At 70.4% G+C, this 15,356-nt stretch carries 15 protein-coding genes; 5 read left to right on the top strand and 10 right to left on the bottom strand.

Going from position 1 to position 15,356, the window contains the following annotated elements; genetic code table 11:
• Positions 1-85: 85 nt before the first annotated feature.
• The gene (gene miaB, locus KSO98_RS09700) at positions 86-1,549 is read left to right on the top strand and encodes a tRNA (N6-isopentenyl adenosine(37)-C2)-methylthiotransferase MiaB (RefSeq protein ID WP_225285228.1); all 1,464 of its coding nucleotides are present in this window, start codon (positions 86-88) and stop codon (positions 1,547-1,549) included.
• Between the two features lie 36 nt (positions 1,550-1,585).
• On the opposite strand, the gene KSO98_RS09705 is transcribed toward miaB, so the two are convergent.
• Both KSO98_RS09705 and KSO98_RS09710 read right to left on the bottom strand, forming a co-directional pair.
• Positions 1,586-2,050 (bottom strand): hotdog fold domain-containing protein, encoded by a 465-nt coding sequence (locus KSO98_RS09705; RefSeq protein WP_225285230.1) that lies wholly within the window; start codon positions 2,048-2,050, stop codon positions 1,586-1,588.
• 49 nt (positions 2,051-2,099) lie between these two features.
• Positions 2,100-2,369: a metal-sensitive transcriptional regulator gene (locus tag KSO98_RS09710; protein ID WP_225285233.1), complete on the bottom strand. Its 270-nt coding sequence runs from the start codon at positions 2,367-2,369 to the stop codon at positions 2,100-2,102.
• 108 nt (positions 2,370-2,477) lie between these two features.
• On the opposite strand from KSO98_RS09710, the gene KSO98_RS09715 reads away from it, so the two are divergent.
• A complete protein-coding gene (locus KSO98_RS09715; RefSeq protein WP_225285235.1) occupies positions 2,478-2,963 on the top strand; it encodes a MarR family winged helix-turn-helix transcriptional regulator in 486 nt (161 codons plus the stop codon).
• Positions 2,964-3,008: 45 nt separating this feature from the next.
• Here the strand turns inward: KSO98_RS09715 and KSO98_RS09720 are convergent, their stop codons facing one another.
• The 7 genes from KSO98_RS09720 to rsmI all read right to left on the bottom strand — a co-directional run bounded on the left by KSO98_RS09720 (position 3,009) and on the right by rsmI (position 10,719).
• Positions 3,009-4,811, bottom strand: coding sequence for an ABC-F family ATP-binding cassette domain-containing protein (locus tag KSO98_RS09720; RefSeq protein ID WP_225285242.1), 1,803 nt, complete (start codon positions 4,809-4,811; stop codon positions 3,009-3,011).
• A 60-nt stretch (positions 4,812-4,871) separates the two neighbouring features.
• The gene (locus KSO98_RS09725; protein ID WP_225285245.1) at positions 4,872-5,795 is read right to left on the bottom strand and encodes a 4-(cytidine 5'-diphospho)-2-C-methyl-D-erythritol kinase; all 924 of its coding nucleotides are present in this window, start codon (positions 5,793-5,795) and stop codon (positions 4,872-4,874) included.
• On the bottom strand, positions 5,792-6,643 hold the full coding sequence (gene rsmA / locus KSO98_RS09730; protein WP_225285246.1) for a 16S rRNA (adenine(1518)-N(6)/adenine(1519)-N(6))-dimethyltransferase RsmA: 852 nt from the start codon (positions 6,641-6,643) through the stop codon (positions 5,792-5,794). The genes KSO98_RS09725 and rsmA overlap by 4 nt, the downstream gene beginning before the upstream one ends.
• A 150-nt stretch (positions 6,644-6,793) precedes the next feature.
• On the bottom strand, positions 6,794-7,924 hold the full coding sequence (locus KSO98_RS09740; RefSeq protein ID WP_308012753.1) for a resuscitation-promoting factor: 1,131 nt from the start codon (positions 7,922-7,924) through the stop codon (positions 6,794-6,796).
• Between the two features lie 244 nt (positions 7,925-8,168).
• The gene (locus KSO98_RS09745) at positions 8,169-8,990 is read right to left on the bottom strand and encodes a TatD family hydrolase (protein WP_225285248.1); all 822 of its coding nucleotides are present in this window, start codon (positions 8,988-8,990) and stop codon (positions 8,169-8,171) included.
• Positions 8,987-9,838, bottom strand: a complete 852-nt coding sequence (locus KSO98_RS09750; RefSeq protein WP_225285250.1) for an alpha/beta fold hydrolase — start codon at positions 9,836-9,838, stop codon at positions 8,987-8,989. The genes KSO98_RS09745 and KSO98_RS09750 overlap by 4 nt, the downstream gene beginning before the upstream one ends.
• An 11-nt stretch (positions 9,839-9,849) precedes the next feature.
• A complete protein-coding gene (rsmI, locus tag KSO98_RS09755; protein WP_225285252.1) occupies positions 9,850-10,719 on the bottom strand; it encodes a 16S rRNA (cytidine(1402)-2'-O)-methyltransferase in 870 nt (289 codons plus the stop codon).
• A 24-nt stretch (positions 10,720-10,743) separates the two neighbouring features.
• Here rsmI and KSO98_RS09760 point away from each other — a divergent pair, with 24 nt between their 5' ends.
• Positions 10,744-12,525: a dolichyl-phosphate-mannose--protein mannosyltransferase gene (locus KSO98_RS09760; RefSeq protein ID WP_225285254.1), complete on the top strand. Its 1,782-nt coding sequence runs from the start codon at positions 10,744-10,746 to the stop codon at positions 12,523-12,525.
• Entirely contained in the window at positions 12,525-12,911 is a 387-nt protein-coding gene (locus KSO98_RS09765) for a DUF3054 domain-containing protein (protein ID WP_225285256.1), read from the top strand. The genes KSO98_RS09760 and KSO98_RS09765 overlap by 1 nt, the downstream gene beginning before the upstream one ends.
• Position 12,912: 1 nt before the next feature.
• Here KSO98_RS09765 and nicT read toward each other — a convergent pair whose 3' ends face one another.
• Entirely contained in the window at positions 12,913-14,028 is a 1,116-nt protein-coding gene (nicT, locus tag KSO98_RS09770; protein ID WP_225285257.1) for a Nickel transporter NicT, read from the bottom strand.
• A gap of 72 nt (positions 14,029-14,100) precedes the next feature.
• On the opposite strand from nicT, the gene KSO98_RS09775 reads away from it, so the two are divergent.
• Positions 14,101-15,258, top strand: a complete 1,158-nt coding sequence (locus tag KSO98_RS09775; protein ID WP_225285258.1) for an acyl-CoA dehydrogenase family protein — start codon at positions 14,101-14,103, stop codon at positions 15,256-15,258.
• Positions 15,259-15,356 lie beyond the last annotated feature (98 nt).

Here is a 15,356-nt window from a genome sequence, read left to right on the forward strand (position 1 = left end):
CCCGCATCGCGCCGCTCGTGGAGCGGTCCCGCTAGCGCCTCTCGATGATGAACCTCCCCCGAGGGCGCCGTACCCTCGTAGCGCTATGACGCGCACGTACGAGGTCCGCACCTACGGGTGCCAGATGAACGTCCACGACTCCGAGCGGCTCTCCGGTCTGCTCGAGGACGCGGGCTACGCGAAGCCCGCCGAGGGCCAGCAGGCCGACGTCGTCGTCTTCAACACCTGCGCGGTGCGCGAGAACGCGGACAACAAGCTCTACGGCAACCTCGGCCACCTGGCCGCGGTCAAGCGCGAGCACCCCGGCCTGCAGATCGCCGTCGGCGGCTGCATGGCGCAGAAGGACCGCTCCCTGGTCGTGCAGAAGGCCCCGTGGGTCGACGTCGTCTTCGGCACCCACAACATCGGGTCGCTGCCGGTGCTGCTGGAGCGGGCCCGTGTCCAGGAGGAGGCGCAGGTCGAGATCCTCGAGTCGCTCGAGGTCTTCCCCTCCACCCTGCCGACCAAGCGCGAGAGCGCGTACGCCGCCTGGGTCTCGATCTCGGTGGGCTGCAACAACACCTGCACGTTCTGCATCGTCCCCGCGCTGCGCGGCAAGGAGAAGGACCGCCGTCCCGGCGAGATCCTCGCCGAGATCGAGGCACTCGTCGCCGAGGGCGTCTCGGAGATCACCCTGCTCGGCCAGAACGTCAACGCGTACGGCGTGGAGTTCGGTGACCGTCAGGCGTTCTCCAAGCTGCTGCGCGCGTGCGGCGAGATCGAGGGCCTCGAGCGGGTGCGCTTCACCAGCCCGCACCCGGCGGAGTTCACCGACGACGTCATCGAGGCGATGGCCGAGACCCCGAACGTGATGCCGTCGCTGCACATGCCGCTGCAGTCGGGCTCCGATCGGATCCTCAAGGAGATGCGGCGCTCGTACCGATCCTCGAAGTACCTCGGGATCATCGACCGCGTCCGCGCCGCCATCCCCCACGCCGCGATCACCACCGACATCATCGTCGGCTTCCCCGGTGAGACCGAGGAGGACTTCCTCGAGACGATGCGGGTGGTCGAGGAGTCACGCTTCTCGAGCGCCTTCACCTTCCAGTACTCCCAGCGCCCCGGCACGCCGGCCGCGACCATGGCCGAGCAGATCTCGCCCGAGGTCGTGAAGGACCGCTACCAGCGCCTGGTCGACGTGGTGAACCGGATCGCGCACGAGGAGAACCAGAAGCAGGTCGGACGCATGGTCGAGCTGATGGTCGCCGAGGGCGAGGGCCGCAAGGACGGCGAGACCCAGCGCCTGTCGGGCCGTGCGCCCGACAACCGGCTCGTCCACTTCGCGGCGCCGGACGAGGGTGCGCGCCCCGGTGACATGGTCACCGTCGAGATCACGTACGCGGCCCCGCACCACCTGGTCGCGGACGCGGTCGTCAGCGTGCGTCGTACGCGCTCCGGCGATGCCTGGGAGTCACGTCAGGGCAAGCCCGACGAGCCGCGCAAGGTCGGCCTCGGTCTGCCCACCATCGGCGTCCCGGCCCCACTGCCCGACGCTCCCGTCTGCGGCTGAGCGCCGGGCGATCTCACGATCTCGAGCGTCGCGGGGCTACTTCTTCGGGCTCACGTGGAGCTTGATCACGCCCTCGGCGACCACGACCCCGTCGTCGCGGGTGCCCTTGACCCGGACGTGGAGCTCGCCGTCGGCGGCGTCCCACTGCTCCTGGTCGGTCTCGGCCGAGCAGACGATGTCACTGGTGGACTTGGCGGTGTAGCGCACGTCCATGCCCATCGGGATCCAGCGCTTGTCGGCCGGCACCGTGGTCTCGGCGAAGGCGCCCATCGCCATCTCGAAGCCGTTGCACACCGCGATGGCATGCACGGTCTTGATGTGGTTCTGGTTGCCACGGCGATTCGGGACGATGACCTCGGCGTAGTTGGGCCGCAGCTCGTTGACCCGCGGATGGATGGAGCCGAAGTACGGCGCCTTCTGGCTGAACGCGAACGAGAAGATCCGCTTGCCCACGACCGGGATCGGGGAGGTGGCGTTCCAGAGCTTGTAGAGCTGCGACATGGCCGCAGCCTACTAGCCAGTAACTTCGGGGTCGGAACCGGCGGGCCGCCTAGGCCAGCGCGAGGAAGATGCGCTCGATCTCGTCGATGCGCTCCGGCCCGGCGTCGTCGGCCACGCGGACCTGGAGCTCCTCGACCAGGAGGGTGAAGGCCACCTTGTCCAGCGCCTTGGTGACCGCCTTGAGCTGGGCGACCACCTCGCCGAGATCGCGACCCTCCTCCATCATGCGCTGCACGCCACCGAGCTGACCCTGCGCACGGCGCACGCGATTGAGGATGACCGCGTTGGGAGCGGCGTCGTTCGGACGGGGCGCAGGCACGTCGATCATGGTCTCCCGGTAACCAGGGCGCTCGGGTCGATGCACGGATGTGAGGTGGATCCGTATGTCTTGATGTCGAGAATCTCGACCTCTGCTAGCGTCGGCGCCATGAGGGACGAGGTCGACGACCTTGCAGAGGACTGGGCCCGTGAGCGGCCCGATCTCGACCTGTCACCGGTCGCGATCTTCTCTCGGCTCGGTCGGCTCTCCCGCCACCTCGACCTGGCCCGGCGCGCGGCGTTCACGCTGTACGAGATCGAGTCGTGGGAGTTCGACGTGCTCGCCGCCCTGCGTCGCGCCGGCTCCCCGTACGAGCTCTCGCCGGGGCGCCTGTTGCGCGAGACGCTGGTGACGTCGGGGACGATGACCAACCGGGTCGACCGGCTGGCCGCCCGCGGCTTCGTCGAGCGCAACCCCGATCCCGAGGACCGCCGCGGCGTCCTCGTCCGGCTCACCCCCGAGGGCAAGCAGGCCGTCGACGGCGCCTTCGGGGCGCTGCTCGAGTCCGAGGCGGCCTTCCTCGCCGATCTCTCGGAGAAGGACCAGCAGCAGCTCGCGGACCTCCTGCGCCAGCTCCTGGTCCGCTTCTCCTAGCGCCGACTCGGCCCTCCCGCACCGCCGACTCGGCCCTCCCGCACGTCAGCCGAGGAGCTCGGCGGCCTCCAGCCACTCCAGCTCCAGCTCCCCCTTCTCCTCGGCGAGCGCGTTGAGCTCGGCGCCCAGCTCGGCGAGCTTGGCGTAGTCACTGGCATGGGCGGCGAGCTGCTCATTGAGCTTCGCCTCCTGCTCGGCGATCTTCTCCAGCCGCTTGTCGATCCGGGCGACGGTCTTCTTGGCCTCCCGCTCCTCGGCGGAGCCGGCCTTGGGCCTGGCGTCGGCTACCGGAGTGGCGCTCGGCGCACCGGCGGGAGCCAGGGTCTCGGAGACGGACCCGTCGCCCGACGCTGACGGAGCCACCATCCGGCGCTCGAGGTACTCGTCCACGCCGCGGGGCAGCATCGAGATCCTGCCGTCGCCGAGCAGCGCCCAGATCGAGTCGGTGACCCGCTCGAGGAAGTATCGGTCGTGGGAGACGACGACGAGGGTGCCGGGCCAGCTGTCGAGGAAGTCCTCGAGGATGTTGAGCGTCTCGATGTCGAGGTCGTTGGTGGGCTCGTCGAGGAGCAGGACGTTCGGCTCCGTGAGCAGCAGCATCAGCAGCTGAAGGCGGCGGCGCTCGCCGCCGGAGAGGTCCCCGATCCGGGTGACGAGCTTGTCGCCGGTGAAGCCGAAGCGCTCCAGCATCGACGTCGCGGTCAGCTCCTGGCCGTCCAGCGTCTTGCTGATCTTGCGCACCGACTCGACCGTCGGCAGGACGCGGGCCTCCGGATCGAGGTCGTCGAGCTGCTGGGTCAGGTGCTTGAGCGCGACCGTACGGCCATGCTTCACCTTGCCGACCTTCGGCGCGAGCGAGCCGTCGAGCAGCGAGAGCACCGAGGTCTTGCCGGCGCCGTTGACACCGACGATGCCGACCCGTTCGCCGGGGCCCAGTCGCCACGTCGCGTGCGAGAGCAGCTGGCGCTCGCCGCGGAACATGTCGACGTCCTCGACGTCGATGACGTCCTTGCCGAGGCGCTGGGTGGCGAACTTCTGCAGCTCGAAGCGGTCGCGCGGCGGCGGCACGTCCTCGATCAGCGCGTTGGCCGCGTCGATGCGGAACTTGGGCTTGGACGTACGGGCCGGGGCGCCGCGCCGCAGCCAGGCGAGCTCCTTGCGGGCGAGGTTCTGCCGGCGCTGCTCGGTGGCGGCCGCCTGGCGACCGCGCTCGGCCTTGGAGAGCACGAACGCGGCGTAGCCGCCCTCGTACGCGTCGACCTTGCCGTCATGGACCTCCCAGGTCCACTGGCAGACCGCGTCGAGGAACCACCGGTCGTGGGTGACCACGACGAGCGCGGACGAGCGCTTGGTGAGGTGGTCGGCGAGCCAGGAGACCGCCTCGACGTCGAGGTGGTTGGTGGGCTCGTCGAGGACGATCAGGTCGTGCTCGCCGATGAGGAGCTGGGCCAGCGCGCAGCGACGGCGCTCGCCACCGGACAGGCCGTCGACGGGTCGCTCCAGGCTGATCCCGGCGAGCAGCACCTCGACGATCTCGCGGCTGCGCGCCGAGGCTGCCCACTCGTGGTCGGACATGCCGCCGAGAACGGCCTCACGCACGGTGTGGGTGTCGTCGAGCTTGTCGCCCTGGTGCAGGTAGCCGATCTCGGTGCCGCGGGTCATGGAGACGCGGCCCTCGTCGGGCTCCTCGAGCCCGGTCATCACCTCGAGCAGGGTGGACTTGCCGTCACCGTTGCGCCCGACGATGCCGATCCGCTCCCCCACGCCGATGCCGAGGGAGACATCGTCGAGCAGCGGACGGATGCCGTAGGACTTGGAGACGTGCTCGAGATTCAGAAGATTGGCCATCGCGTGGCCCATTCTCTCAGGCGAGCGGTGAGACTCCGCAGTCCCGGAGCGCGGTCGTGCTCAGTCGTAGTGGACGACGTGCACGCCGGCGACCGGCGCCGGCGCGAGCCAGTGGGCGATCCCGGCCTCGGTGAGCCTCGCCGCGGCGAGGCGGGCCCGCTCGAGATCGGCGTACGGCACCAGCTGGGTGGGCCCTGAGCCGGAGAGCAGGACGCGGATCCCGGAGCCGAGCAGTCCGGTCAGCTCGCCGACCCGGGCCGCGAGGTCGTGCCGCAGCGCGTACGCCGGCGCGGTCAGGTCGTTGCGCAGCGCGCCGATGACGGCCCCGGCGTCGCCGGAGGCGAGCGCGGCCACCAGCTCGGCGGGGTGTGCGTCGCCGGCGGCGTCGGCCGGCGCGAGGTCGTCGTACTTGCGGTAGACCTGCGGCGTCGAGAGCCCGATGTCGCTGGGCACCACCAGCCACCACAGGTCGGCGTTGTTCTCGAGCGGCTCGACGAGCTCGCCGCGACCGGTGCCGATGGCGGTGCCGCCGAGCAGCGCGAACGGCACGTCGGAGCCGAGGTCAGCCGCGATGGCGAGCAGGTCGTCGTCGGAGGTCTCGAGCCCCCAGAGCCGGTCGAGGGCGACCAGTGCGGCGGCCGCGTCGGCGGACCCGCCGGCCAGACCGCCGGCGACCGGGATGCCCTTGTGGACCTCCAGGTGAGCGGCGTGCCCGGTCAGCCCGTGATGCTCGGCGAGGGCCCGGCCGGCCCGGATCGCGATGTTGGTCTCGTCGTCGGGCACGCCGTCGGGGTCGATGCCCGCGTCGGCGATGGTGTGGATGCTCCAGGTGTCGGCGCGGGTGGCGGTGACGTCCTCGTACAGCCCGATGGCCTGGTAGACGGTGGCCAACGGGTGGAAGCCGTCGTCACGGACGGCCCCGACGCCGAGATGGAGGTTGATCTTGGCGGCCGCGCGCACGGTCACCGACACCGGCGCGCTCACGCGTAGATCCGCTCCGCGATCGCGATGAACTCCTCCACGCCGAGCATCTCGCCGCGCACCATCGGGTCGACTCCGGCGCCGACGATCGCGGCCTCGGCGGCCTCCGCGGAGCCGGCGATGCCGCGCAGCACGCCACGCAGTGCCTTGCGGCGCTGGGCGAAGGCCGCGTCGACGACGGCGAAGACCTGCTCGCGGGTCGCGGTCGTCTCGCGTGCGGGGAGGTGCTCCCAGTAGACGAGTCCGGAGTCGACGTTGGGTGCGGGCCAGAACACGTTGCGTCCGATCACACCGGCGCGGCGCACGTCGGCGTACCAGGCGGCCTTCACCGACGGCACGCCGTAGATCTTGGAGCCGGGCTTGGCGGCGAGCCGGTCGGCCACCTCGAGCTGGACCATGACCAGGCCCTTCTGCAGCGACGGCAGCAGCGCCATCAGGTGGAGCAGGACCGGCACCGAGACGTTGTACGGGAGGTTGGCGACCAGGGCGGTGGGCGGCGGGCCCGGCACCTCGGTGACGCGCAACGCGTCCTCGAGGACGAGCCGGAAGCGGTCGACGCGGTCCGGCGCGTGCTCCTTGATGGTCTGCGGGAGCCGGCCGGCGAGCAGCGGATCGATCTCGATCGCGGTCAGCTCGGCGCCGGTCTCGAGGATCGCCAGCGTCAACGAGCCCAGGCCCGGGCCGACCTCGAGGACGACGTCGTCGGCGGTGACGCCGGACTCGCGCACGATGCGACGCACGGTGTTGCCGTCGATGACGAAGTTCTGCCCGCGCTGCTTGGTCGGCCTGAGGTCGAGCTCGGCGGCGAGCGCACGGACCTCGGTGGGACCGAGCAGACGCAGATCGGGCATGGGCGACAGGCTATCGGTGGGTCGGGGTAACACGTTGTTCGTGGCGGCAGCAGCCCGACGCGTCAGGCTGCAACCCGAGCGAACAACGTGTTACCCCTCCCGGGAGCGACCGCCGAGCGACGACAACGCCGCGGACGCTCCGCCGGTGCGTCAGGCGAGGCGGCCGCAGACCGGCCAGGCGCCATACCCGCCGGAGGCGTCGCGGACCTTGGTCGCGATCGCGATCTGCTGCTCACGCGAGGCGTTGGACGGCAGACCGGTGCCGCCGTACGCCTGCCAGGTGCCCAGGTTGAACTGGAGACCGCCGTAGTAGCCGTTGCCCGTATTGGCGGCCCAGTTGCCGCCGGCCTCGCACTGCGCGATCCGGTCCCACGCGGAGTTGCCGCCGGCGAAGTTCGCGGCCGGGGCCTTGGTGCCGACGGTGACCTGCTCGGCCTTCGGGGCGACCAGGACGGTCTGGCTGACGACGCTCTTCTTGACCAGCTCGCCGTTCTTGAACGTCAGCTCGTAGGTGACGTCGCGCTTGCCGTCCTTGCCGGGGCTGGTGACCTTGCGGACGCCCTGGTCGAGCGAGGAGTCGTCGTGCTCGACGACGGGGGCGTCGACGACCTCGCCCGAGACCGACGTGGTCTTGGTGGCGTAGTCGGTGAAGACGATCTTGTCGCCATCGTGCAGCGGCTTGCCCGCCGCCGGCGTGACGTCGTCCTGGCCCTGGAGCTTCACGCCGAGGGCGTCGAGCGCCTCACCGACGGTGCCCGCGGTGACCGTACGGACGACGGGGTCCTTGCCGGCGAGGACCGCGGTGATGGTCTTGGGGGTGGTGACCTCGAGCGCCATGCCGTCGCGACCGATGGTCGCGCTGCGGCTGGTCGAGAGCTCGGCGGCGCGGTAGCTGCGGCCGATCTCGCTCAGCGCCTCGTTCACGGTGCTGGAGGTGACCCAGTAGGTCTGCTCCTTGCCGTCGACGTCGAGCGACAGCGGCTTGCTGTAGCGCACGTCGATGGCGGTGCCGTCGCTGATCTTCTCGTCGAGACCGGGGGCGACGATGTCCTTGGGGCCGACGGTGATGTGCTGGTCCTTGAGGACATCGGCAACCGTCGAGGCGCGGGTGTCGACCTGGTGGCTGTGGCCGTCGACGGTGAGGGTGACGTCGTGGCCCAGGGAGGCGTACCCAGCGGTGGTGCCGACGACCGAGACGGCGCCGACAGCGGCGAGGACGACGATGCTCTTGCGGGTGTTGAGGCGGCCCCACAGGCGCGGGGCGAGCGTGCGTACCTGCACGATTCTCCGATGTTCGAGCTACCCGGGCCTCGGTCGCCATCCCCGGCGCTCCTGGGTCTCCCCGAGAACAAGGCCCCGGGTCGCGGGGCCTTGGCGATGGCGGCGAAATCTTCTACCGATCCCGGCCGACAGTCATCCAGGGCACCCCAGAACAGGCTGAAACTCAACTTACCCACGGGTGCTTCGGGTTAAATCGTGACGAGTGTCTCGGAAAAGCGCCCCACCAGTCACACGGGTCACAGAGCTACCAGGCTCCGTAGGCCAGATCCGTGTTCTGGTCGATCTGCAGGCAAAGCGCCTCGAGGTCCTCGCCCAGCACCTCCGCCATCACGCGCACCGTCGTCGGCACCATGTACGCCGCGTTGGTCGCACCGCGGTGCGGATGCGGGGTGAGGAACGGCGCATCGGTCTCCACCAGGATCCGGTCGCGCGGGGTGACGGCGAGGGCCTCGCGCAGGTAGGCGGCGTTCTTGAACGTCACCGTCCCGGCGAACGACAGGTAGGCGCCGCGGTCCAGACAGCGCCGGGCGAAGTCCGCGTCGCCGGAGAAGCAGTGCATCACCCAGCGCGCCGGCGGCTCACCCTCGTCGTCGAGCACCGCGAGGATCGCGTCGTGCGCGTCACGGTCGTGGATCTGGAGCGTCTTGTCGTGCCGCTTGGCCAGATCGATGTGACGGCGGAACGACGTGGCCTGCACCCCGCGCCCCTCCTCGCCCGTACGGAAGTAGTCGAGGCCGGTCTCCCCCACCACCCGCATCTTGGGGTGCGCGGTGACGAGGCGCTCGATCTCGGCCAGCGCTGCCTCCAGGTCGGGGACCAGCGGCGCCTCGTTGGGGTGCAGCGCGGCCCCGCCGATGACGTTGTCCCACTCCCGCGAGGCCTGCTCGGCGAAGCGGGCGCCGGGCAGGTCACAGCCGATCTGGACGATCCGGGTCACGCCGACCGCGTCCGCCTTCGCCAGGGCGTCCGCGACGGCGAGCTCGTCGTCGCCCCGGACGATGTCGATGTGGCAGTGGTTGTCGACGACCGGCGCCGGCAGCGGCTCCGGAAGAGGTGGGAAGGTCACCCGTTCACCCGGTCCAGGATCGCCTCGGCGGCCGCCTCGGGCGCCTGGGTCGGGATCCAGTGCGAGACGCCGACCAGCTCGACGTACTCGTACGGGCCGGTGCAGTACCTGCCGGCCTGCTCCGGTCCGCGGCGGTCGATGGCGGTGTCGCCGTCGCTCCAGACCATCGTGGTCGGCACGTGCACGGTCATGTCCTCGCGCAGGCCGGCGAGCGAGAACGGCAGGGCGCGGTAGTAGCCGAGTCCGCCGGGCAGGGCGCCGTACTCGACGATCTCGGTCTGGAAGCGGGCGACGTCGGCGCGCGTCATGCCGGTGGTGCGCAGCACCTTGGCGATCACGCCGGCGTCGGCGAGCCGCTCGGGCAGGAAGGGGAGGTTGAACATGGCCATGTACCAGGACTTGAGTGCCTGTGGTCCGCGCAGAGCGCGCAGGTACGCCCCCATGTGCGGCACCGAGAAGGCGGTGTACGAGGCGATCAGATCGCGGTGCTGGGCGGCGACCGTCCAGCCGACGACCGCACCCCAGTCGTGGCCGACCAGGTGGACCTTGTCGTGGCCGTTCTGCTCCCGGACCCGCTCGATCAGGGCGACGATGTCTGCGGCGAGCTCCTGGACGACGTAGTCCCGGCGCCGCTTCGGCCGCGCGCGCGGCGAGTAGCCGCGCTGGTCGGGCGCGATGGTGCGCAGCCCGGCCTCGTGCAGCCGGGGAGCGACGTCGCGCCAGCAGGTGTTGCGCTCGGGGAAGCCGTGCAGCAGCACCACGACCGGACCGTCGAGCGGCCCGGTGTCGCTGACGTCGAAGATCAGCCCGTCGCGCTCGAACTCGGTGATCCGGCCCTGCTCAACCATCGTCGGTCCTCTCACTTGCTCTCAGACTTGTGTACGACGTCGTAGACCTCGCGCTTCGGCAGCCCGGCCGCCTTCGCCACCTCGACGATCGCGTCCTTGCGGGTGACGCCCTCGGCCTCCAGCTCGGCGACCGCTGCCCGGAGGCTGTCGGGATCGGACGCCACGCTAGCGGCACCGACCTCTTCGCCCTGGACGACGATGGTGATCTCGCCGCGGATGCCCTCGCCGGCCCACTCGACGAGCTCGCCGAGTCCCCCGCGGCGCACCTCCTCATGGGTCTTCGTCAGCTCGCGGCACACGGCGGCGGGCCGCCCGGGGCCGAACGCGTCGCGCATCGCCTCGAGCGCAACCAGGGTGCGGTGGGGCGCCTCGAAGAAGACCATCGTGCGCTCCTCCGCCGCCAAGGAGGCGAGGCGGCGCGAGCGCTCGCCGGACTTGCGCGGCAGGAAACCCTCGAAGCAGAACCGGTCGACCGGCAGGCCGCTCACGGCGAGCGCGGTCAGCACCGCGGACGGGCCCGGTACGGCGGTGACGTGCACCCCCGCCTCGACGCAGGCGGCGACCAGACGGTAGCCGGGGTCGGAGACCGACGGCATCCCGGCGTCGGTCACCAGCAGCACCCGCTCGCCGGCGAGCAGCCACTCGAGCAGCTGCGGCGTACGGCCGGACTCGTTGCCCTCGAAGTAGGAGACCACCCGTCCCGCGATCGTGACGCCCAGGTCGGTGGTGAGCCGCTTGAGGCGGCGGGTGTCCTCGGCGGCGATCACGTCCGCGGTCGCCAGCTCCTCGGAGAGTCGCGGCGGGGCGTCGGAGACCCGGCCGATCGGGGTCGCGGCGAGGACCAGCACGCCGGAGTCACCAGCATCAGCACGAGTGGGCACGGGCCCATCGTAGAGTTCAGCACCGTGACGTCCGCGCCCCCCAGTAATGAGCACAGCACCGAGCCCAAGCTCATCACGCTCTCGCGCACGGCACTGGGTCGGCCGGTGCCGTCGGCCTGGCGGCGGGCCACCGCCCGCGCCACCGACGAGGACCCGGTGATCAGCTGGGTGATCTCGATCGCGATCACGGTGATGGCGTTCCTGATGCGGATCTGGCACCTCGGGATCCCGCACCTGTTCGCCTTCGACGAGACCTATTACGCCAAGGACGGCTGGTCGCTGCTGCACTACGGCTACGCGCGCAACGCGGTGACCGACGCGGACAAGCTGATCCTGGCCGGCACCACCGACCCGTCGAAGGTCTTCAGCCCCGACGGCGCGGAGATGATCGTCCACCCCGAGGTCGGCAAGTGGCTGATCGCGCTGGGCGAGAAGGCGTTCGGGATGGACCCGTTCGGCTGGCGGATCGCCGCCGCCGTGATCGGGTCCCTGATGATCCTGGTGCTGATCCGGCTGGTGCGCCGGATGACCGGCTCCACGATGCTCGGCGCGGTCGCCGGCCTGCTGCTCGCCTTCGACGGGCTCGAGTTCGTGCTGTCCCGGCTGGCGCTGCTCGACATCTTCGGCGCCTTCTTCATCCTGCTCGCGGTGCACTTCATGGTGATGGACCGCGACTGGCTCCGGGCCAAGATGGCCCGCCTCACCCCGACGCAGGTCCCGTACGTGGGCGCGGGGGCCTGGGGTCCCGTACGCAAGCTGTTGTTCCGCCCGTGGCTGCTCGCCGCCGGCATCACCTGGGGCCTGGCGATCGGCACCAAGTGGGACGCCGCCTACCCGCTCGCCGCGTTCGGCCTGCTCTACGTCGCGTGGTGCGCGGGCGCGCGCCGGATGTTCGGCGTGCTGTGGTCGATGCCGAAGGCGCTGCTGGCCGACGGCATCACCGCCTTCGTGCACCTCGTCGTGGTCGCCGCGATCGTCTACACCGGCACCTGGACCGGGTGGCTGATGAACCACCGGGTGTACGAGGAATCGCTCTCCTCCACCCAGTACACGCAGTTCACCGGCTCCGGCCACTGCGACCCGAAGAACAAGACCACGTTCGTCGCGGACAACCCCGACCCGCACGCGAAGTGGCCGACGGCCGCGACGGCGAAGACGCCGATGCCGACCGGGCTCGACCGGGTCACCGTGCCCCTGCGCTCGCTCTGGTACTACCACCAGGACGTCTTCACGTTCCACACCCACTTCCTCAACTGCGCCACCCACACGTACGCCTCGCATCCGGCCGCCTGGCCGCTGCTCAACCGCCCCGTCGGGGTCGCCGCCGACACCGGCATCAAGCCCGGCGCGGTCAGCGACGGCGAAACGTGCCAGGCCCCGACCGGCGACACCTGCCTGCGGCAGGTGCTGCTGCTCGGCACCCCGGTCCTGTGGTGGGGCGGCGCGCTCGCCCTGATCGCCGCGCTGATCCTGTGGGTCGGCGCGCGGGACTGGCGCTACGGCGTCGCGGTGGTGGGCGCGCTGTCGACCTGGCTGCCGTGGCTGCAGTACGCCGACCGGCCGATCTTCAGCTACTACGCGATCTCGATGATCCCGTTCACCGTGCTCGCGATCGTGCTCTGCATGGGCCGGATGATGGGCACCGCCAGGGTCTCCTCACCCCAACGGACCGTGGGCGTGATCGTCTCGGGCGCGTTCTTCCTGCTGGTGCTGGCGAACTTCGCCTGGTTCTGGCCGATCTACACCAATGAGCTGCTGACCCACGGGCAGTGGCTCTCCCGGATCTGGTTCTCGAGGTGGATCTGATGCCCACGACGTCCGACCGCGCCCGCCTCTGGGCGATCCTCGCCGACCTGGTGTGCGTGCTGGCGTTCGCCGCCGGCGGCAAGTCGGCCCACGACGACTCCGCGACGTGGTGGGTGATCCTGGTGATCGCCTGGCCGTACGCGCTCGCGATGCTCGCGGGTCACCTGTGGGCGCAGCAGCGCGAGCTCACGTCCTGGAGGGTCTTCCCGGCCGGCCTGGGCATCCTCGGCTTCACGTACGCCGTCGGGATGGGCATCCGGATGGCCACCGGCCGCGGGGTGGCCACCGGCTTCGTGATCGTCGCGATCATCTTCCTGACGCTGACGATGCTCGGCTGGCGCGCGGTGGCGACGCTGGTCGCGCGGCAGCGCGCGAAGCAGGCCTGACTCAGGACGGGGAGGACTCGGGGAGGCTCCAGCGCTCCTCGATCCGGCCGACCTTCCAGACCGTGATGGCGACGGCCCACGCGGCGATGAAGAGCGCGACGATCGCGTAGCCCGCGTAGTCGAGCGGCACCGACGCGATCGCGGCCAGCGGGCCGCCGTTGATGTCCCACTCCTCGGCGGCGACGCCGACCAGCTCGATGGTGCCGATCACCAGGGCGACCGCGACCGAGATCGAGGTGATGGTGAGGTTGTAGAAGACCTTCCGTACGGGCTGGGCGTTGGCCCACCCGTAGGCGAAGTTCATGAAGACGCCGTCGACGGTGTCGGCCAGCGCCATCGCCGCCGCGAAGAGGACCGGCAGCACCAGGATGGCGTAGAACGGCAGCGCGAAGGCGGCGGCTCCCCCGGCCAGGACGAGCAGGCCGACCTCGGTGGCGGTGTCGAAGCCCAGCCCGAACAGGACGCCGATCGGGTAGATGTGCCACGGCTTGCGCACGGCCTTGGTGAGACCGCCGAGGAAGCGGTTCATGAAGCCCCGCTCGTCGAGGCGGCGCTCGAGCTCGGCCTCATCGAAGCGGCCGCGGCGCAGGTCGCGGAAGACGCGCAGGATGCCGAGCAGGGTGACGAGGTTGAGGATGCCGAGCACCCACAGGAAGACCCCGGACACGCTCGGGCCGATCACACCGGTGATGGTGTGCAGCCGGGAGCTGTCGTCCTCGACCGGCCCGACCAGCGCCTTGACGCCGATGGCCAGCAGGAACGACAGCACGAAGACGATCGTGGAGTGGCCCAGGGAGAACCAGAAGCCGACGCTCAGCGGCTTGCGCTCACCGCGCTCGGCGACCAGCTTGCGGGTGGTGTTGTCGATCGCGGCGATGTGGTCGGCATCGAAGGCGTGCCGCAGGCCGAACGTGTACGCCAGGATCCCGACGCCGACGGTGAAGACCGGGTGGTCCCCGCCGAGCCGGTAGTGCTGCGGTGCGACCAGGCCGAAGAGGATGCCGAAACCGACCAGGTGCAGGCCGACCACGATCGTGCCCATCGCCCACAGCGAGCGCTTGTCCGCGGCGCTCAGACTCGCTCGGAACCTCGCGAGGGGCGACACCGGGCTGCTCATGCCGCCACCTTATTGCAAACCGCTCGCAATAACACCGGCGGGGCGTTAAGACGGGATGCAACACTGGGCGCCATGCGACGCACTGTGTTCAACGAGGACCACGAGGCCTTCCGCAAGACCCTTCGCGCCTTCATCGAGGCCGAGGTCGTGCCCCACTACCAGGAGTGGTTCGACGACGGGCTGGTCCCACGCGACTTCTACTACAAGCTGGCCGAGCTCGGCGTCTTCGGGATCGAGGTGCCCGAGGAGTACGGCGGCGCCGGCATCGACTCGTTCAAGTACGCGGCCATCCAGTCCGAGGAGTGCGCCCGCGCCGGGGTCAACTTCGGCGGCTCGAGCGTGCACGTCGCGCTCTGCCTCCCGTACCTGCTCAAGCTCGGCACCCCGGAGCAGCTCCAGCGCTGGATGCCGGGCTTCGTCGACGGCTCGATGATGTTCGCGATCGCGATGACCGAGCCCGGCACCGGCTCCGACCTGGCCGGCATGCGCACCAGCGCCCGTCTGTCCGACGACGGCACCCACTACATCCTCAACGGCGCCAAGACCTTCATCACCGGCGGCTACCACGCCGACCGCGTCATCGTCTGCGCCCGGACCGCCCCGGCGCTCGAGACCGATCGCCGGTACGGCATCTCGCTGCTGGTCGTCGACACCAAGGCCGAGGGCTACACCGTCGGTCGCAAGCTCGACAAGATCGGCCTGCGCACCTCCGACACCGCCGAGCTCGCGTTCAACGACGTGGTGGTGCCGGTGGAGGACCTGCTCGGCGAGGAGAACAAGGGCTTCTCCTACCTCGGCCAGAACCTCCCGCAGGAGCGACTCGGCATCGCGGTCGGCGCGTACGCCCAGGCCCAGGCGGCGGTGTGGTTCGCGCAGAAGTACACCCAGGAGCGCCAGGTCTTCGGCCAGGCGGTGGCGTCCTTCCAGAACACCAAGTTCGAGCTGGCCGCGTGCCAGGCGAAGGTCGACGCGATGCAGGCCGTCTCGGACCGGGCGCTGGAGGCGCTCGACGCCGGCGAGCTGACCGCTCCGGAGGCCGCCTCGGCCAAGCTCTTCTGCACCGAGGCCGCCGCCGAGGTCATCGACCGCTGCCTGCAGCTGCACGGCGGCTACGGCTACATGAACGAGTACCCGATCGCCCGCCTCTACGCCGACAGCCGGGTCAACCGGATCTACGGCGGCACCTCCGAGGTGATGAAGATGATCATCGCCAAGCAGATGGGGCTCTGAGCCGCGACCTCGCTGCGAACAGGTGAGAAAGTGGGCCTCGCCGCCGGCCGGCCGCCGACTTTCTCACCTGTCTCCGCGGGTGCGACGGGGCGCTTGGC

Source organism: Nocardioides nematodiphilus (assembly GCF_020216525.1).
GTDB lineage: Bacteria > Actinomycetota > Actinomycetes > Propionibacteriales > Nocardioidaceae > Nocardioides > Nocardioides nematodiphilus.

Coding starts and splice junctions, on each gene's coding strand:
- miaB (WP_225285228.1), top strand. CDS start 86: ATGACGCGCACGTACGAGGTCCGCACCTACGGGTGCCAGATGAACGTC.
- KSO98_RS09705 (WP_225285230.1), bottom strand. CDS start 2,050: ATGTCGCAGCTCTACAAGCTCTGGAACGCCACCTCCCCGATCCCGGTC.
- KSO98_RS09715 (WP_225285235.1), top strand. CDS start 2,478: ATGAGGGACGAGGTCGACGACCTTGCAGAGGACTGGGCCCGTGAGCGG.
- KSO98_RS09720 (WP_225285242.1), bottom strand. CDS start 4,811: ATGGCCAATCTTCTGAATCTCGAGCACGTCTCCAAGTCCTACGGCATC.
- rsmA (WP_225285246.1), bottom strand. CDS start 6,643: ATGCCCGATCTGCGTCTGCTCGGTCCCACCGAGGTCCGTGCGCTCGCC.
- KSO98_RS09750 (WP_225285250.1), bottom strand. CDS start 9,838: ATGGTTGAGCAGGGCCGGATCACCGAGTTCGAGCGCGACGGGCTGATC.
- KSO98_RS09765 (WP_225285256.1), top strand. CDS start 12,525: ATGCCCACGACGTCCGACCGCGCCCGCCTCTGGGCGATCCTCGCCGAC.
- nicT (WP_225285257.1), bottom strand. CDS start 14,028: ATGAGCAGCCCGGTGTCGCCCCTCGCGAGGTTCCGAGCGAGTCTGAGC.
- KSO98_RS09775 (WP_225285258.1), top strand. CDS start 14,101: ATGCGACGCACTGTGTTCAACGAGGACCACGAGGCCTTCCGCAAGACC.